A 16947-nucleotide genomic window follows, 5' to 3' on the forward strand; every position below is an offset into this window, starting at 1 on the left:
CCGCCGCGCGCCCGGAATCGCATCGTCCGCTCGTCGGCGGGCTGTGTTCCCGTGTGTGTGCGCCGGAGGTCAGTGTGTATCCGGGTAACGCCCGCGGCCGTTGGGCAGTTCGCCCGAAGTGGAATCCTCAAGCAGCGCGGTGTACTTCCGCGAAAGTTCTTCGTGCTCGCCGGAGCCCTCCGACCGGCGCTTGCGCCGGGTCATGAGGTACAGGGCCGCGGGCCCGGTGATCATCGAGACGACCGGGATCAACACCCACCACTGCATGAACCCTCCCCCTGGGCGCGGCGTACGAGGATCCTGCCGCGCTCTCCCCGGGACCCTATGCCCCGGCCGGCCGCCCGCCAAAACCCCGTCAACGGACGGACATCACCAAGCATCGACGACCTCAGATATAACCATCTGTTTCGCGACGACCACTGGACGCGATGGCCTGATCGAACCTAAGTTCACCACTCGGCACGGAAGTTGCGCCAGTCGCGCATCTCAGCACCACGTAACAGCACTGCCCTGTACGGCCCTTGGCGGATCAAGCCCACCAAACGTGCGATGCGAAAGGCTGTGGTGAAGACCGGTGCCCCCGCGCCCGACGGCGCGCTTCCCGAACTGACGGCCACAGCGGTGGCCACCAGCCGTCCCCGGTTCCTGGTGCTCGGGCTGCTGGCCATCACCGACGGCCGGGAGACGGTCGTCCTGCAGCCCTCCAAGCCGGCTTCGCTGCTCGCCGCGCTGCTGCTGCATCCCGGCGTCTTCGTCTCCGGCGATCTGCTCCAGCGCGCGGTGTGGGGCAACCGGCCACCGGCCGGCGGCCGGTCGGCGCTGCACACGTGCGTACTGCGGCTGCGCCGGCTCTTCGTGAAGTACGGCGTCGCCGACCACGCCATCGAGGCCGTTCCCGGCGGTTACCGGCTCCATGCCGACGCCGACACCCTCGACCTGCTGCGGTTCCGCGAGTTACTGGCCCGGGCCCGGGCCAGCGAGGATCCGGACTCCGCACTGCGCCTCGGCCGGACCGCGCTGAGCCTGTGGAAGGGCCCGCTCCTCGGCAACGTCCACTCCGACGAGCTCCATCGCGACCATGTGCCCCGGCTGGCCGAGGAGCGGCTCCTCGCCGTCGAACGCGTCCTCGATGGTGAACTGCGCCTGGGCAGGCACCGGGAGGTGATCGCCGAGGCCCGTGAGGCAGTCCAGGCCGCCGCCGGGCACGAGGGGCTGTCCGCCCTCCTCATCGAAGCCCTGTACCGGTCCGGGAGACGGGCCGAGGCGCTCGCCGAGTACCGCAGGATCTGGGCACACCTGACCTCGGAGCTGGGTGTGGAGCCCGGCCAGGCGCTGCGCGAACTGCAAGGCGCCGTCCTGCGCGGCGAACCGACCGGCGGGCGCCCCGCGCTGCCGGCCGCCGGCGCACCGCCGCCCCCTTCCGGCTGGGCGCCGACCGGCCTCGAACAGACGTCGCCCCCGGCCCCGGGCAACCTGGTCCTGCGCGCCCTCGTCAACGCCGGGCTGCTGGAAGAGAACCCGTCCGGCCGCTACCGCGTCCACGACCTGCTGCGGCTCTTCGTCCAGGCGGCCGGCACCAACCTGCCGGATGCCGCCCCACCAGGTCCGACGGACTTGCCTCCGTCGACCGCCGGCTGACCGTCCCCACCACACTCCGGAGGTTTCCGCACCCCATGGCCACCGCTCCCGCGTCCTACGAGGAGATCGCCCAGTCGCGGCCCCGCATCCGCAGGGACGTCCTGTTCACCCGGACTCCGTCCGGGGTGCTCTTCCACAACGCCCACGGCGGGTTCAACGTCGTCACCCAGTCCGCCTACCGCTTCGCCACGCTGATCGTGCCCCACCTCGACGGTGAACGCCGGGTCGAGGAGCTGTGCGCCGGTCTGGGGGACAAGCAGCGCGACATGGTCGTCCAGCTCGTGCGCGCCCTCTACGCGCGTGGCTTCGCCCGGGACACCCAGTCCAGACCCTCGGCGGACACGGTGCCGCCGCAGATCGCGCGGCGTTTCGCGCACCAGCTCGACTACCTCGACCACTACGCGGACGACGCGCCCGGCCGGTTCCTGCGTTTCCGCTCCACCCCGGTCGCCGTCCTGGGCGACGACGCCCTGGCCCGCTGGGCGGCGCTGGGACTGCTCCGCAACGGCTGCGAGGCCGTCGCCTTCACCGAACCCGCCGAAGGGCCGCGCGCCGTACTCTCCCGCGAACTCCACGGCGTCGAGGGTGCGGCCGACCTCGACGCGGAGGCCGCCGCCCTCGCCGAAGCGGACTGCGCCCCGCATCTGGTCCGCCTGCCCGCGCCCGCCGCCCCGCACACCGGGGGAGCCGGTTCCGCCGACGGGACGTACGGCTGGCCGGACCTCGACAGCTTTGACACCGTCGTGGTCACCGGGGCGGCCGGGCGCCGCCAACTGCTCCGTCTGCTCGCCGAGGGCGTGCCCGCGGGCCGCCGTCTCCTCGGCGCCTGGACCTTCGGCGACCGTGCCGTCGTCGGCCCGGTGATGACCGCCGGCACCCCCGGCTGCTGGTGTTGCGCCGCCCTGCGGCTCGGTGCGGGGGCCGACGCCGCCGACAGCGCGGAACTGTGGGCCTCCGTCGGTCCCGCCGCTCCGCTCGGCGCCCCCGCACCCGACCTCGCGGGACCGCTGGCCGGCATGCTCGGCAACCTCCTCGCGTTCGAGGTGTTCCGCCTCACCACCGAGGCGTTGCCCGCCGAGACCCGCAACCAGGTCGTCGTCCAGGACCTCGACTCCCTCGACGTGCTGACCGAGCCGCTGCTGCCGCATCCCCGCTGCCCGTACTGCGCGGCCGAGGACACCGGATCCGCCGAGCCGGACGGCCTCCCCGGCGACGCGCTGAGAGCGCCGAACGGGCAGGACGAGCCCGTCGCGGCGCCCGCCGACGGGGCCGCCGACGAGGACGCGGCCCGGAACCTGCTCGCGGCACTGGAGGAGCGTGACGTTCTCGTCCACGACCGCGTCGGCGTGTTCACCGCGTTCGCCGACGACGACTGGGAGCAGACCCCGCTCAAGGTGAGCACGGTCCGCCTCGGGATCGCGCCCGGCCAGGAGCGCCGCATCTCCGCCGCCGACATCCACACCGTGGCCGGCGCCCGTCTCGCCGCCCTCTTCCGCGCCGCGGAGGTCTACGCCGAACATGTCGTCCCGCCCCGGGTGCTCGACGACGCCGCTCTCCAGGCCGCCGCGGCCAAGTGGACGCGCGTTGCGCCCGCCGAACTGGCCGTCTCCAGCGGTCTCGACGTCCCTGCGGACCGGGTCGCGCACTGGAGCGAGGCCGTCTCCCTGACCGACGGACGGACCGTGCTGGTGCCGTCGGGTGCCGTGCGCACTCTGGGCGGCTGGAACGAACTGGGCCTGTTCGAGCGGACCTCGGCCGGCACCGGCGCCGGCGGCAGCCCGCGGGCCGCGCTCGCGCGTGCCCTGGCCACCGCGCTCGCCCTCGACGCGCTGCGCGGCGCCGTCCGCCGCAGTGCCCCGGTGTCCGTCGTCGACGCGTCCTCCCTCGCGGCCGACCCGGAGGGGCTCTTCCTGCTGCGTTCGGCGGACAACCTCGGCGTCACCGTCGAGATCCTCGACCTCACCGCGGCCGGCGGCGGTCTGCTGCCCGTGGCGCTGGCCCGGCTCACCGACGCGTCGACCGGCGCGGTGCGCTGGGCGGTCGGCAGCGGTCTGCGGTACCGCGATGCCGCGGTGGAGGCCCTGCGCGACCTGCTCGGCGCGGAGCAACTGCGCGGCGCCGGGGGTGATCCCGGCACCGCGGACGGTCCCGACACCGGCGATCCGGCATGGGACGACCTGGACGCCGCGACCCTGGTCGCCGAGGGCGCAGTGGCGCTGCCGGACACGGGCACCACCTGGGCCGCCGTGCTCGACGCACTCGCCGCCGCAGGCCGGGACGCCCTCGCCGTGCCACTGCCCGCCGCCGACCTCGCCGCCGGTCACATCCACGTGGCGCGCGTCCTGCTCACCCGCGGGGAGAACCGTGCCGGCTGAGACCGTGGCAGCGCCGCCCGACCGGGCCTTGCCACGCGACCCGGTGCCCGCCGGGCCGTGGGACGAGGTGTGTGCCGCGCTGACCGCCGCCCTCGCCGAGCGCGCGGGGCGCCACCCCGGCATGCCGCCGGCCGTGGTGGTTCCACTCGGCTTGCGTGACGAACTGCCCGGTGAAGCAACGGATGTGGAGCCCCGTGCCGTGCCGGTGGGGGTGTACGGGCACCACGCCGTGGTCGGCCCTGTGAGCGCGGACGGCGGTCCGGGCTGTGCAAGGTGCCTGGCCCGTCGCTGGCAGTCGGTGCGCGCCGGGTACCTGCGCGACGCCATCGAGCGCGGCGGGGAGACCCGGGCCACCGGTACCCCGCCGTGGCGGGCCGACTTCGCGGTGGACGCCCTGTCCGCGCTCGTCGCGGCTGCGGCCCGGCGGCCGCGCCCCGCCCGTCATCCGTGGGTCTGGCTGCTGGACCTGGAGACGTTGCGCGTCGCCCGGTTCCCGTTGGTGCCGGACGGCGAGTGCCCGTCCTGCGGCTCGCGCCCCGACGACACCGCCGAGGGCGCGCGGATCACCCTGGACGCCTGCCCCGCGTACGCCCCGGACAGCTTCCGGCTGCGCCCGCTGGACGCCTACGACCTGGTGCCGGAGGCGTTCGCCAACTCCCTCACCGGGATGCTCGGCCCCTCCGTCGTACCCGATCTGGCCTCCGGCTCGACCTCTTCCACGGTCGGTGCGTTCACCACCCGCTCGGGCGACTACCTGCGGGACTGCTACTGGGGCGGTCACACCGGAACGTACGGTGCGAGCGTACGAGTGGGGCTGCTGGAGGGCCTTGAGCGGTACGCCGGGATGCGGGCCCGCGCCAAGCGGACCGTGGTGACCGCAGCCTACGAGGACCTCGGCGACACGGCGGTCGACCCGCGGGTCACCGGTCTGTACTCCGACGCCTTCCACGCCGCCGATCCGGACGCACCCCGCTTCGCCCCGGACCGCCCGGTGCGGTGGGTGTGGGGCTGGTCGCTCCGGGAGGACCGGCCGGTCCTCGTACCGGAGATCGTGGCGTACTACCACGCGCCGGGAGGCATCCGGCGGCGCTTCGTCCAGGAGAGTTCCAACGGCTGTGCCTCCGGCGGAAGTCGCACCGAGGCCGTGTACCACGGCCTGATGGAGACCGTCGAGCGGGACGCGTTCCTGCTGGCCTGGTTCGGCCGGGCCCGCCTGCCCGAGATCGACCCGTCGAGCAGCACCAGGCCGGAGACCCGTGCCATGGTCGACCGGCTGGCGATGTACGGCTACCGGGCCCGGTTCTTCGACACCCGTGTCACCTTCCCGGTACCGGTGGTGACCGCGGTCGCCGAACGCGTCGACGGCGGCTCCGGGCTGCTCTGCTTCGGCGCGGGAGCCTCCCTCGACCCGGAGGCGGCGCTCGCCGGCGGGCTCTGCGAGATCGCCACCGACTCCGTCAACCTCCGCCGCCGTACCGTCCGCGAGGAGCGCCGGCTGCGCCGCATGGCCGACGACTTCGACGAGGTGCGCGTACTGCACGACCACCCGCTCCTGTACGGGCTGCCCGAGATGGGCCGGTACACCGACTTCCTGCTGCGCGGGCGGGACGAGGCGGACCGGGTGCCGCTGTCCTCACTCGCCTCCGGACCCGGCGCCCTTCCCGTCGCGGCCGATCTGTGCCAGGACGTGCAGCATTGCGTCGAGGCCGTGGTGGCCAGGGGGTTCGACGTGGTGGTGGTCGACCAGACCGCGGCCGAACAGCGCGCTCTGGGCCTTCACACGGTCAAGGTCCTGGTGCCCGGTCTGATCCCGATCGACTTCGGCTGGAACCGCCAGCGCGGCCCCCTGATGCCCCGCGTCCGCACCGCGCTGCGCGAGGCCGGACTGCGCGCCGACGACCTGCCGCCGGACGGCCTCAACCCGGCCCCGCACCCCTTCCCCTGACACCGCCCCACCTGCGACCGGCGCGTACCGGACACGCGCACCATCCACCCACCGGCGTACGGCATTTCAGCCGCCGCCGGCCACCACCACCGAGCACGAGCAAACGAGGGAGTGATCGTGAGATACGCCCATGAGTACGCGACCGCGGTGATGCGGCGGGGACGCGTCCCCATGGAGCCGGCCGACTTCGTCCCCGACTGGTCCGACCGGCCGCGCAAGGGCAAGTTCTTCCCCGGAGCCCAGTCCGTGCCGCTGCCCGACGGCGGCTGCGCCGAGGACGCGACCCTCGGCCGGGGCCTGTTCGGCGGGTCCGGCACCGAGGCGTTCACACTGCCCCTGCTCGGGGCGATGCTCCGGGACTCCTACGGCCTGACCGGTCGCCGCCTCGCCGTCCAGGCCAACACCGACCTGGGCTCCCTGCCGTTCTACTCGCACGCCAACTGGTCCCGCGGCACCGCCTCCGGCGGCGGCCTCTACCCCGTCGGCGTGCACTGGATCAGCGGGGCGAGCGGACCCCTGACGCCGGGCGTCCACTACTACGACACTCCGCGCCACCGCCTTACCCGGCTCCTGTCGGGCGACGTGAGCGCGGAGGTCCGTGCGGCCCTCGGCGGCCTGGAAGAAGCCGCCGGCACGGACCAGTTCCTCGTCCTCGGGGTGACGTTCTGGCAGAACTCTTTCAAGTACAACTCCTTCTGCTACCACGCCGTGACGATGGACGTCGGAGCCCTCCTGCAGACCTGGCGTATGTGGGCCCGCGCGCACGGCCTCCACCTCGGCAGCGCCTTCTGGTTCGACGAGTCCCGGCTCGGCCGGATGCTCGGGCTGGATCCCGAGGAGGACGGTGTGTTCGCCGTCGTACCGCTGCGCTGGGCGGGCGCCGCCCCGGCGGTACCCGCCCGGCCGACGCCCGGGGCCTCCGTACGGCGGGTGCCCGACGAGAAGTCGCACCGGGTGCTGGCCTTCCCGACCCTGCGTCGCATCCACGCCGCCACCCTGGACGGCGCCGCGAACCGGCCCGCCCCCGGCGTCCTGGACGGCTCCCTCGCCGCGCCCGCCACTTCCGGCGACCGGGTCGCGCTGCCGGAGCCTCCGCCGCTGGACGTCTCCGTGCGCCGGGCGCTGCGTGAACGCCGCAGCAGCTTCGGGCGGTTCACGTCCGCCGAGCCGCTCGACGCGGCCCGGCTCTCCGCCGCACTGCGGGCCGCGGTCGCCGCGGGCACCCTGGACAGCGACGCCGAATCACCCGGCGGAGCCCCCCTGACCCGGCTGTGCGTCTTCGTCAACCAGGTCCGCGACGTACCCGCCGGGCTCTACGAGTACGACCGGGACAGCGGCGAGCTGGTGTTGATGAAGGCAGGGGACCACGGCCCCTTCCTCCAGCGGAACTACTTCCTCGCCAACTACAACGTGGAGCAGGCCGCCGCCGTCCTGGTGCCCGTGGCCCGTACCCACGCGGTACTGGACGCCGTCGGCGACCGCGGCTACCGCCTGGTCAACGCCGTCGTCGGCGCCGTCGCCCAGGCCGTCTACACCACCGCCTCCGCGGTCGGCACCGGCTGCGGAGTCGCCCTCGGCTTCGACAGCGTCTCCTTCGAGGAGGAACTCGGACTGGCCGAGCGGGGCGAATTCCCGCTGCTGATCATGATGATCGGCCACGAACGGTCCCGCTCCGCCGACTACCGCTACGACATCGTCGCGCCGTGACCCGCAGCCCCTTCCCGTCCCGGAGCCGCCGGCCGGCCCGGCGGCCCTCCGGCAGACCGCAGCACACCCCACACGAAAGGGGGAGGGCGTGAGCCCCACCGCCACCAGCGCCACCAGCGCCACCAGCCCGGCCCGGCATACCGGCCCCGGCGGCGAGCCCGCGGAGGCGGACCTGCACGGCCGCTTCATGCTGCGCGTCGCGGGCCTGCCGGTCGACACCGTCGCCGCCCTGCGCGCACCGGAGGCGGCCGACTGGGCTGTTCGGGCCGCCGCCGAGGACGACCGGATCGCCGCTCTCGGCGCTGCGCTCAGCGACCCGCTGTCCGTCGTCGTCGGCGCCACCGAGGACGCCGCGCTGCGCCGCCGCCTGCTCGCGCTGCGCCGCAGCGTCTTCAACAACCGCCTGCCGAACGACCTGGACGCGGCCCGGGCCCTGGCCGCCGGTATCGGCGGCGGCGCCGGAGCCGACCTCGCGGCCTGGCTCGACGCCCGCACCCGCTGGGCCGCCCTGCGCGCCGAGGGCGAGACCGTCCTCGGGGCCGGGCTCGCCCGCACCCGCACCGCCCTGCGCGAACTCGCCCGGGACGAACGGCTGCGCCAGGGACTGCTGCTCGCCTCGCCCACCGTGGAGGAGCGGCTCGACGCGTTCGCCGCCGACACCGCTCCCGTACCCGGCAAGCGGGCCCGCAAGATGGAGCGCTCCCTGCTCTCCTACGTCTACCGCACCGCGTGCAAGACCAGCCCCTTCAGCACCCTCACCGGCGTCGCCCTCGGCGGGTTCGAGACGGCGGGCGAGGACGGCGCACCGGCTGCCACCCGGGTCGGTGACGACTGGACCGGGCACTGCCGGCTCAACGTCGTCGCGCTCACCCGGATCGTCGAACTCATCGCCGCCGACCCGCGGCGCCGCGCCGACCTGCCGGTGGCCCTCGCCTCCGGATGGAAACTGGACGACGACCGGGTCCGCTACGTCCAGCGGGCCGTCACCGCGGGCGACGACAGTGCCACGGTCAGCTTCGACGCCGCCCAGGACCGCCTCCTCTTCCTGCGCCGCCGGGGCACGCTGGACGGCATGCTCACCCTGCTGCGGGACCGTGACGGCACCCTCCGCCACGGTGACCTGGCAGCCTGGCTGGCCACCACCACCGGCGCCGACGACGAGGCCGCGGGACGCTATCTCACCGCCCTGCTCGACCTCGGCATGCTCCAACTGCCGAGTCTCGACACGGGCGTTCACGATCGCGATCCGTTGCGCGCCTTCCAGGGCTCGTTGCGCGCACTCGAACGTCCCTGGGCCGGCGAACTCGCCGACCGCCTGGATGGACCTGCCGATATCCTGGCCCGGTACCCGTGTGAGGACGTCCCCGGCCGCCGCGTCCTGCTCAAGGCGCTGCGCGCCGACCTCCTCGGCCTCCAGGCCGACCTCGGCGCCGAGCGGCCGGTACTACCGCGGACCCTGGTCTACGAGGACGTGTCCGCCGGCACCACCACCGCCGGCCTCGCCGAGTGGACCGCGCTCGCCGCCGCACCGCTCCGCTCGATCGGCCGGGTGCTGCCCGCCTTCGACGTGGCGCTGCCCCAGCGGCTCACCCTCAAGGGCTTCTTCCTTGCCCGCTTCGGTCGCGGCGGACACTGCCCGGACCTGCTGCGCCTGGTCCACGACTTCCACGAGGACATCTTCCGGCAGTACCTCCAGTTCACCGCGGCCAAGGACGACCGTCTCCCGGACGGCAGCCACGCCCCGGAGGAGAACTGGCTCGGCATGCCGGAGATCACCGCGATCGACCGGGCGCGCGCGGCCCTCAGCACCCGCATGCGCGAGAGCTGGGAGGAAATGCCCGCGGACGCACAGGAGTTCACCCTCGACGACGCTGTCGTGGACGAGGTGGCCGAAGCGCTGGGCGCCGCCACGCCTGCCTTCCAGCCGCACAGTCACTTCCTCCAGCTGGCCCGTCGGGAAGGCGATCCGCTGGTCGTGCTCAACGACTCCTTCGGCGGCCTGTGCTTCCCCTTCACCCGCTTCACCCACTGCTTCGACGGCGCGGTCACGACCGGCCCGACGGACACCTCCGGCCCGACGGACACCTCCGGCCCGACGGACACCTCCGGTCCGAAGGGCGGCACCGGCCCGGCCGAGACCGCCGGCCTGACGGGCGCGCTGCGCGCGGAACTGCGCCGGCTGCTGCCTCCCGGGGCGGTCTTCGCGGAGATCACCGCCGGTGCCGCCACCACCAACCTCAACCTCCACGGCCGTCTCACCGACTACGAGATCGTCTGCCCCGGTGAGCACAGCACCGCACCCGAGGACGCCCGGCTGTACCTGGAGGACCTCCACGCCGTGCACGACGCGGACACCGACCGGCTCGTGCTGCGCTCGCGCCGCCTGGACCGCGAGGTCGTCCCGCTCTACCTCGGCTACCTCGTCCCGATGGTGCTGCCCGAGATTCCCCGTACCCTGCTGCTGTTCTCGCCGACCGCCCGGTCCGTGCCGGACGTGTGGCGCGGGGTGCCGACCGGGCCGCAGGACGCGGGTGTCACCCGGCGGCCCCGGGTCCGCCACCACTCCCTCGTGCTCCAGCGGCGCTCATGGACGGCGGCCGACGGCAGCCTCCCGCCGCACGCTCCCGACGCCACCGACGGCGAGTGGTACCTGGCCTGGTACCGCTGGCGCGTCCGGCACGGGCTGCCCGCCCGGGTATTCGCCACCGTCCACGAGGAGGCCTCCGGCGAGGACGGCGGCTGGTTCGGCGGCTCCAAGCCGCAGTACGTCGACTTCGAGAGCCCGCTCTCCCTCATCGCCCTCGAAGGCCTCCTGGCCGGCAAACGGGCCCGCACCGTATTCGAGGAGATGCTGCCCGGCGAGAGTGAACTCCACGTGACCTCACCCCGCGGGCGGCACGTCGCCGAACTCGCCGTAGAGATGCTGCCCCGCCCCGCCGGCCTGCGCGAAGAGGACCGAACCCGATGACCGCACCCACCGCTTCCTCAGCCACCGGCGCCACACATGCCGACGAGGCGCACGCCATTCCTGCCGGTGACGCGCCCGGCGAGTGGCTGGCCGTGCATGTCTTCTACGCCGCCAGCCCCCGCCCGCTGCTCCTGCAGTGCGTCAAGCCGCTGGTGGACGACCTCACCCAAGAGGGCCTGCTCGACGGGTACTTCTTCATCAACTACTGGCTGGAAGGCCCACATCTGCGCCTGCGTCTGCGCCCGCGGCGGGCCGCCGGCGCCCCTGTCGTCCGGGAGCGGACGCACGCGGCCCTCGCCGCCTTCCTGCGCGAACGCCCGGCGCTGTACGAGGTGAAGGCCGGATTCCTCGCCGAGCTGTACGAGACGCTGTTCACCCTGGAGTACACGGGGGAGCAGCGCGCGCAGTTCGTCGGCGACGACGGGCGGATGCGGCTGCGCCCCAACAACTCCTTCGAGGACCGCCCCTACGAGCCCGAGTACGGCAAGTACGGCGGCCCCGGCGGTGTCTCGCTCGCCGAGTGGCACTTCCAGCACTCCAGCGACCTGGTCATCGAAGCCGCGCGCAGCATGAACCTGCACCTGCGCACCGTGCTGCTCGGGCTCTCCGCCCAGCTGATGATGGTCATGTCCGGCACGTTCCTCCAGGGTGACGAGGCCCTGCTCGCCTTCCTCGACCGCTATCACGCCTTCTGGGACCAGGCGTTCGACGGAACGAACTACACCGCGACCGAGGGCTACGACAGCGCCTACGCCGCGATGGGCGCGAGCCTCCCCGGGCGCTTCCGCGGCATCCGGGACGCGGTGTCCCGGGGCGAGCCGGAGCGGCTCCCGGCGTTCCTGCGGGGCTGGGCCGAGCACTGCGCCGAACTGCGGGACCGGGCAACGGAGTTGACCCTGCGAGGCGAACTGGCCTTCCGTGCGTGGGACGGCAGCCGCGACATCCGGACCAGCGACCCCGCCCACGCGCTGCCCATGCTGCTCTCGCCGTACATGCACATGACCAACAATCGGCTGAGCGCGACCATCCGCGACGAGGCGTTCCTCTCCTACGTCCTGGCCCGCGCCCTGCGCGACGGCGCAACCCTGGGTGCGGGAGCCGCGGACACCGGCGGGCCCGGCGCCGGCGGTGCGCCGGACGGCGCGGGCGCGCGGGCGGGCGGCCGGGGGGCAGGGGGCGAGGGGTGAGCGCCGGCGCGTTCCTCGCCGCCCGGCCGCGCGTGCGGGGCGACGTCGTGTTCGGCCCCAGCCTGCTGCGCGGCAGTGACCGCATCCATCTGCTGATGGACCCGCGTACCGGACGGCGCCTGGAGTTCGGTCCCAAGGAGCACTTCATCATCGCCCGGCTCGACGGCAGTCGTAGCCTCGACGAGATCGGCCACGCGTACGCGGGTGAGTTCGGCGCCCGCCTCGGCGAGGCGCAGTGGGGGCAGATGCTCCGGCTGCTGCACGGCCGGGACCTCCTCGACAGCGGTCCCGCAGCGGCCGCGCCCTCCGTGCGTCCCGCCACGCAGGCCGCCGACCGCCCGCCGAGCGGCATCCTCTCCGGGCGGACCCGGATGGTCGCCGACGCGCCCGCGCTCATGGACCGGCTGCACCGGGTCACCGCCCCCGCCCGGCGGCCCGTCGCCCGGACCCTCCTCGTCGCGGCGGCCGTCGCGCTGCTCGTCGCCGTCCTCGTCCAGAGCGGCACACTGTGGCGGCAGACCGAGGAGACGGCGCGGCAGCCCGCGCTGCTGCTCGCCGTCGGCTGCGTCCTGTGGTGCAGCCTCGCCCTCCACGAACTCGCCCACGGTCTCTTCGCACGGGCCTGGGGCGGCCGTGTCGCCGAGATCGGGCTGCGCTGGATCCTCGGCGCCACCTACCTCTACTGCACGGTGGACGATGTGCAGTTCCTCGGCAGCCGGGGCCGCAAGGTCGCCACCGCGTGTGCCGGAGCCCTCGCCAACCTGCTCTTCCTGGTGCCGTTCTATCCGGTGTGGGCCCTGCTGCCCGCACACGCCCAGGCCCGCCCCGCGCTCGGCGCGCTGCTCCTTCTCGGGGTGGTCGCCGCACTGGCCAACCTGCTGCCGCTGCCGCCGCTCGACGGTTACCGGGCCCTCGGCCACGCCCTCGGTGTCACCCGACTCGCCTCCGGCAGCCGTGACTTCGCGGGCATCGCGGTCCGCGCCCTGTTCCGCCGGGGCCCCGGCCTCGCCGCGTACCCGCCCCGACTACAGGTCCTGTACGGAGGCTTCGCCGTGCTGACCGCCGTGCAGAGCGCCGCGCTCCTCGCCCTGTGCGGAGCCGCGCTGCGCACGGTCCTGCCGGACGACCTCGCCACCCTGGCCTGGTGGTCGCCGGTCGGCCTGCTCGCCGTCGTCCTGCTGCTGTGGGCCCTCGGCTCGTTCGGCCGCTCCCGGCGCACCGTGCCTCCCGCGACCGGCGGGCCCACGCCCGCCACGCCGACCCGCGGAGGTGCCACAGCCGCCACGAAGCCCTCCGGCACCAGTCCCGCACCCCCCACCGCTACGCCGGGGCACCCCGCCCCGGCGGCGGGCACCGGACCGCTCCCAGGCGTTCCGAGCCCACGGAACCACCCTGGGATTGAGGCGATGAGCACACCCGAAAGCACCACCGAAACCGTCCCCGGCGAGACCTCCACCGAGACGGTCATCGCCCTGAACGGCGTCACCAAGCGGTACGGAGAGGTGACCGCTCTGGACGGAGTCGGCCTCGACGTACGGCGCGGCGAGTTCTTCGGCATCCTCGGCCCCAACGGCGCCGGCAAGACCACCCTGGTGGAGATCGCCGGGGGCATGCGCGAGGCCGACTCCGGCACCGTGACGGTCTTCGGGCAGAGCCCCTGGCCGCGCGACACCGCGCTGCTGGCCCGGATCGGGGTGCAGACGCAGGCGTCGGCGTTCTTCGCCCGGCTCACCGCCGGCGAGCACCTGCGCACCGTCGCCGCGCTCTACGGCATGGACCCGGCCGCCGCGACCACCGCGCTGGAGCGCGTCAGCCTCACCGAGAAGGAGAACGCCCGCGTCGACCACCTCTCCGGCGGTCAGCGCCAGCGCCTCGCCGTCGCAACCGTGCTGCTGCACGAACCCGAACTCGTCTTCCTGGACGAGCCGACGGCGGCCCTCGACCCGGAAGCCCGGCGCGAACTGTGGGCCGTTCTGCGCTCGTTGCGCGCGGAAGGGCGGACGATCATCTACACGACCCACTACCTGGAGGAGGCCGAGGCGCTCTGCGACCGGGTGGCGATCATCGCCGGCGGCCGGGTCGCCGCCCTCGACACGCCCCGCAACCTCATCCGCTCCCTCGCCGCCCCCACCCGGCTGCTCGTCCCCGCCGCGGGGCTCGCCCGCGAGACGGTGCTCGCGCTGGACGGCGTGGACCGGGTCACTCTCCAGGGCGACGACCTCGCGCTGGAGACGACCGCCCCCAACCGCGTCCTGCCCGCCCTCGGTGACCTGGTGGACATCGACACGGTCAGCGTCCGCACGCCCACCCTCGAAGACGCCTATCTGGCACTGACCGGCACTGGATCGGAGCACCACCGTTGAGCGCCTACGCCGCACTGACCAGGGCCACTTACGTCGCGAGCGTGCGCGACAAGACGACCCTCTTCTTCACCTTCGCCTTCCCGCTCGCCTTCCTGGTCCTCTTCGGCCTGATCTTCCAGGGCCAGCACGTCGACGGCGGACTGTCGTCCATCAACTACATCGCCCCGGGCGTGCTCTCCTGGGGTGTGGGCAACGCGGCGGTGTTCTCCGTCGGCTTCGCCCTGATGCAGTGGCGCCGGGACGACCTGCTCCGCCTCATCTGGCGGACCCCGACCCGGCTGCGCACCCTGCTCGCCTCACGCTGGACCGTGGCGCTGGTCATCGCTCTCGTGCAGACGGTGCTCTTCACCGTCGTCGCCCTGCTTCCGTTCTTCGGCCTCCGGATCAGTGGGCCCTGGTGGGCGGCGGTTCCGCTGCTGGTGCTGGGCGTCACCGCGTTCCTCTCGATGGGCCTGGTCGTCGGCAGCGTCGCCAACACCCCAGAGGCGGTCGCGGCCATCGCCAACATCGTGATGGTGCCCATGGCCTTCCTCTCCGGCTCGTTCTTCCCCGACGACCTCATGCCGGGCTGGCTGCGCACCGTCGCCAAGGTGCTGCCGCTGCACTACCTCAACGACGGTCTCACCGACGCCTACGGCGGACGGGGTGACCTCGGTGACATCGCCGTGGACTGCGCAGGACTCGCGGTGTTCGCCCTGGTCTTCGGAGTCGTCGCGACCCGGATCTTCCGCTGGAGCAACCGGCCATGACCCCTCTCACCGCCCCCGCACCGGCCGTGTCCACCCTGGAGGGCGCCCGCGCGGACCTCCAGTCCCGCCTCGCGGTCCGCGCCGCGGCGACCGGCCTGCCCGCACCGGCCGTCTCCCGCATGGGCGACGCCAACGTGCTCGGCCGCACGGACCACGCGACGCCGCGCTCGGCCGTCGTCCATCTCACGGCCCAGGCTGTCCTGTTCGGCCCCTGGGGCGGTGCGCCCGACGCCGGTCCCGCCTGTGGAACCTGCCTGGCCATGCGCCGTCAGCGGCTGCGCACCCGGACCGAACGCGAGGCACTGGAGACCGGCACGGAGACCACCGCGGCCGGCCGGTGGCCCGTCCTGCCGGACCACACCGTGGACGCCGTGTGGTCCCTGCACCGCCTCACCGCCACCGGCGCCGCACGCCACACCCCGCCGGGCCCCGACGCCGCACTCCCGCGGATCACCGAACTCGACCTGGAGACCCTCCGGGTGCGCACCTTCCCGCTGGTGCCCGAACCGATGTGCCCGCACTGCCGTCCGTTCACCGAGGATGCCACTCGGGAGGCTGCCGCGGAGGCCGCCCCGGCGCCGCCGTCCTCCCGCCCGAAGCCGAGCCCCGACGCCTACCGGCTGCGTGGCCCCGCCGACTACCCCCTGCCGGTCCTCGGCCTCGCCAACCCGGTGTGCGGGGTGCTCGGCGGTGGCACCTGGATCGACGTCACCTCGCCCACGACCGCCCCGGTCGCCGGCAGCGTCTTCATGCGCGGCTACGCCGGACTCACCGACGTCACCTGGAGCGGCCAGGCCAACTCCTATGCGAACAGCCGCGACCTGGCATTCCTGGAAGGTCTGGAACGGTACGCGGGCACCCACCGCCGCCACCGTGCCCCCGTCGTCACCGCCTCCCTCGACGAACTCGGCGACCGGGCCCTCGACCCGCGTCTGTGCGGCCTCTACGGACCCCGCACCTACGCCGAGGATCCGATGGTCGAGCCCTTCGACCCGGCCCGGCCGCTGCCCTGGGTCAGTGGCTGGTCACTGCGCGACGAGCGGCCGGTGCTGGTCCCGGCCAGGCTCGTGTACTACAGCGCGGGGACCCGTGAGGACAACTTCGTCTTCGAGTGCTCCAACGGCTGCGCCACCGGCGGGACATGGGAGGAGGCCGTGTTCTTCGGGCTCCTGGAACTCATCGAACGGGACGCCTTCCTGCTCGGCTGGTACGGCGGCCTGCCCCTGCCCGAGATCGACCTGGACTCGGTACGCGGCCCGAAGGTGCGGGCGATGGTGGCACGGGCCGCGCTCCAGGGCTACGACGTCCATGTCTTCGACAACCGTGTGGACCTCCCGGTGCCCGTGGCCACCGGCCTCGCCGTCCGCCGTGACGACGGGCCGGGCACACTGGCGTTCGCGGCTGCCGCCTCCTTCGACCCGGAGACGGCCGTGGAGGGCGCCGTGTCCGAGATCCTCACCTACCTCCCCCACCTGCCCGGCCAGGTCGCCGAACGACCGGACGAACTCGCCGCCATGGCGGCGGACTTCGACCTCGTCACCCGCCTGCCGGACCACGCGGCGCTGTTCGGGTTGCCCGCCATGCGCCGGCACGCCGCCAGCTATCTCGCTCCACCCCGTACCGGCTCGCTCACACGCCTGTTCGCCGACTGGGAGGAACGCCGGCCGCGTACCGGGGACCTCCGCGACGACCTGCTGCTCCTGTGCGACCTGCTCGGCGGCGCTGGGTGCGACGTCATCGCCGTCGACCAGACGACGCCGGAGCAGCGCCGGATGGGGCTGCGTACGGTGGCCACTCTCGCCCCCGGACTGCTGCCGATCGACTTCGGCTGGCTGCGCCAGCGCGCCCTGCACATGCCGCGTCTGCGGACCGCGCCTCACCGGGCCGGTCTGGTCCCGGCCCCTCTGCGGGAGGAGGATCTGCGCCGGGTGCCGCACCCGTTCCCGTGACGGTGGCCGCACCCGCACCCGCACCCGCACCCGTGGCCGTCCGGGCCCTGCTCCTCCACGGGCCCC

Annotated in this window: 10 protein-coding genes; 9 read left to right on the plus strand and 1 reads right to left on the minus strand. The window is 73.9% G+C overall.

Annotation, left to right across the window (positions count from 1 at the left end):
- Positions 1–69 precede the first annotated feature (69 nt).
- Positions 70–267, minus strand: a complete 198-nt coding sequence (locus tag OG917_RS29660) for a hypothetical protein (RefSeq protein WP_328321403.1) — start codon at positions 265–267, stop codon at positions 70–72.
- 282 nt (positions 268–549) lie between these two features.
- Here OG917_RS29660 and OG917_RS29665 point away from each other — a divergent pair, with 282 nt between their 5' ends.
- The 9 genes from OG917_RS29665 (at position 550) to OG917_RS29705 (ending at position 16881) form a co-directional block, all read left to right on the plus strand.
- On the plus strand, positions 550–1638 hold the full coding sequence (locus tag OG917_RS29665; RefSeq protein ID WP_328321405.1) for an AfsR/SARP family transcriptional regulator: 1089 nt from the start codon (positions 550–552) through the stop codon (positions 1636–1638).
- Between the two features lie 35 nt (positions 1639–1673).
- Positions 1674–4013 carry a TOMM precursor leader peptide-binding protein gene (locus OG917_RS29670; protein ID WP_328321407.1) on the plus strand — a complete coding sequence of 780 codons (2340 nt, stop codon included), beginning with the start codon at positions 1674–1676 and terminating at the stop codon, positions 4011–4013.
- Complete coding sequence (locus tag OG917_RS29675) at positions 4003–5958, plus strand: TOMM precursor leader peptide-binding protein (protein ID WP_443059039.1); 1956 nt, start codon at positions 4003–4005, stop codon at positions 5956–5958. The genes OG917_RS29670 and OG917_RS29675 overlap by 11 nt, the downstream gene beginning before the upstream one ends.
- A gap of 171 nt (positions 5959–6129) precedes the next feature.
- Positions 6130–7665 carry a SagB family peptide dehydrogenase gene (locus OG917_RS29680; protein ID WP_443059111.1) on the plus strand — a complete coding sequence of 512 codons (1536 nt, stop codon included), beginning with the start codon at positions 6130–6132 and terminating at the stop codon, positions 7663–7665.
- A gap of 88 nt (positions 7666–7753) precedes the next feature.
- The gene (locus tag OG917_RS29685) at positions 7754–10633 is read left to right on the plus strand and encodes a lantibiotic dehydratase (RefSeq protein ID WP_443059040.1); all 2880 of its coding nucleotides are present in this window, start codon (positions 7754–7756) and stop codon (positions 10631–10633) included.
- Complete coding sequence (locus tag OG917_RS29690) at positions 10630–11820, plus strand: lantibiotic dehydratase C-terminal domain-containing protein (RefSeq protein ID WP_328321411.1); 1191 nt, start codon at positions 10630–10632, stop codon at positions 11818–11820. Before OG917_RS29685 ends, OG917_RS29690 begins: the two co-directional genes overlap by 4 nt.
- Entirely contained in the window at positions 11817–14183 is a 2367-nt protein-coding gene (locus OG917_RS30685; protein ID WP_443059041.1) for an ATP-binding cassette domain-containing protein, read from the plus strand. Before OG917_RS29690 ends, OG917_RS30685 begins: the two co-directional genes overlap by 4 nt.
- Positions 14180–14932 (plus strand): ABC transporter permease, encoded by a 753-nt coding sequence (locus OG917_RS29700; RefSeq protein WP_328321413.1) that lies wholly within the window; start codon positions 14180–14182, stop codon positions 14930–14932. The genes OG917_RS30685 and OG917_RS29700 overlap by 4 nt, the downstream gene beginning before the upstream one ends.
- Entirely contained in the window at positions 14929–16881 is a 1953-nt protein-coding gene (locus tag OG917_RS29705) for a TOMM precursor leader peptide-binding protein (RefSeq protein ID WP_328321415.1), read from the plus strand. Before OG917_RS29700 ends, OG917_RS29705 begins: the two co-directional genes overlap by 4 nt.
- Positions 16882–16947: the final 66 nt, after the last annotated feature.

It is taken from the genome of Streptomyces sp. NBC_00388 (genome assembly GCF_036061255.1).
Taxonomy (GTDB): Bacteria; Actinomycetota; Actinomycetes; order Streptomycetales; family Streptomycetaceae; genus Streptomyces.

Excerpts from the sequence above, each read along its gene's own strand:
- OG917_RS29660 (WP_328321403.1), bottom strand. The coding sequence starts at position 267 with ATGCAGTGGTGGGTGTTGATCCCGGTCGTCTCGATGATCACCGGGCCC.
- OG917_RS29665 (WP_328321405.1), top strand. The coding sequence starts at position 550 with ATGCGAAAGGCTGTGGTGAAGACCGGTGCCCCCGCGCCCGACGGCGCG.
- OG917_RS29670 (WP_328321407.1), top strand. The coding sequence starts at position 1,674 with ATGGCCACCGCTCCCGCGTCCTACGAGGAGATCGCCCAGTCGCGGCCC.
- OG917_RS29680 (WP_443059111.1), top strand. The coding sequence starts at position 6,130 with ATGGAGCCGGCCGACTTCGTCCCCGACTGGTCCGACCGGCCGCGCAAG.
- OG917_RS29690 (WP_328321411.1), top strand. The coding sequence starts at position 10,630 with ATGACCGCACCCACCGCTTCCTCAGCCACCGGCGCCACACATGCCGAC.
- OG917_RS29705 (WP_328321415.1), top strand. The coding sequence starts at position 14,929 with ATGACCCCTCTCACCGCCCCCGCACCGGCCGTGTCCACCCTGGAGGGC.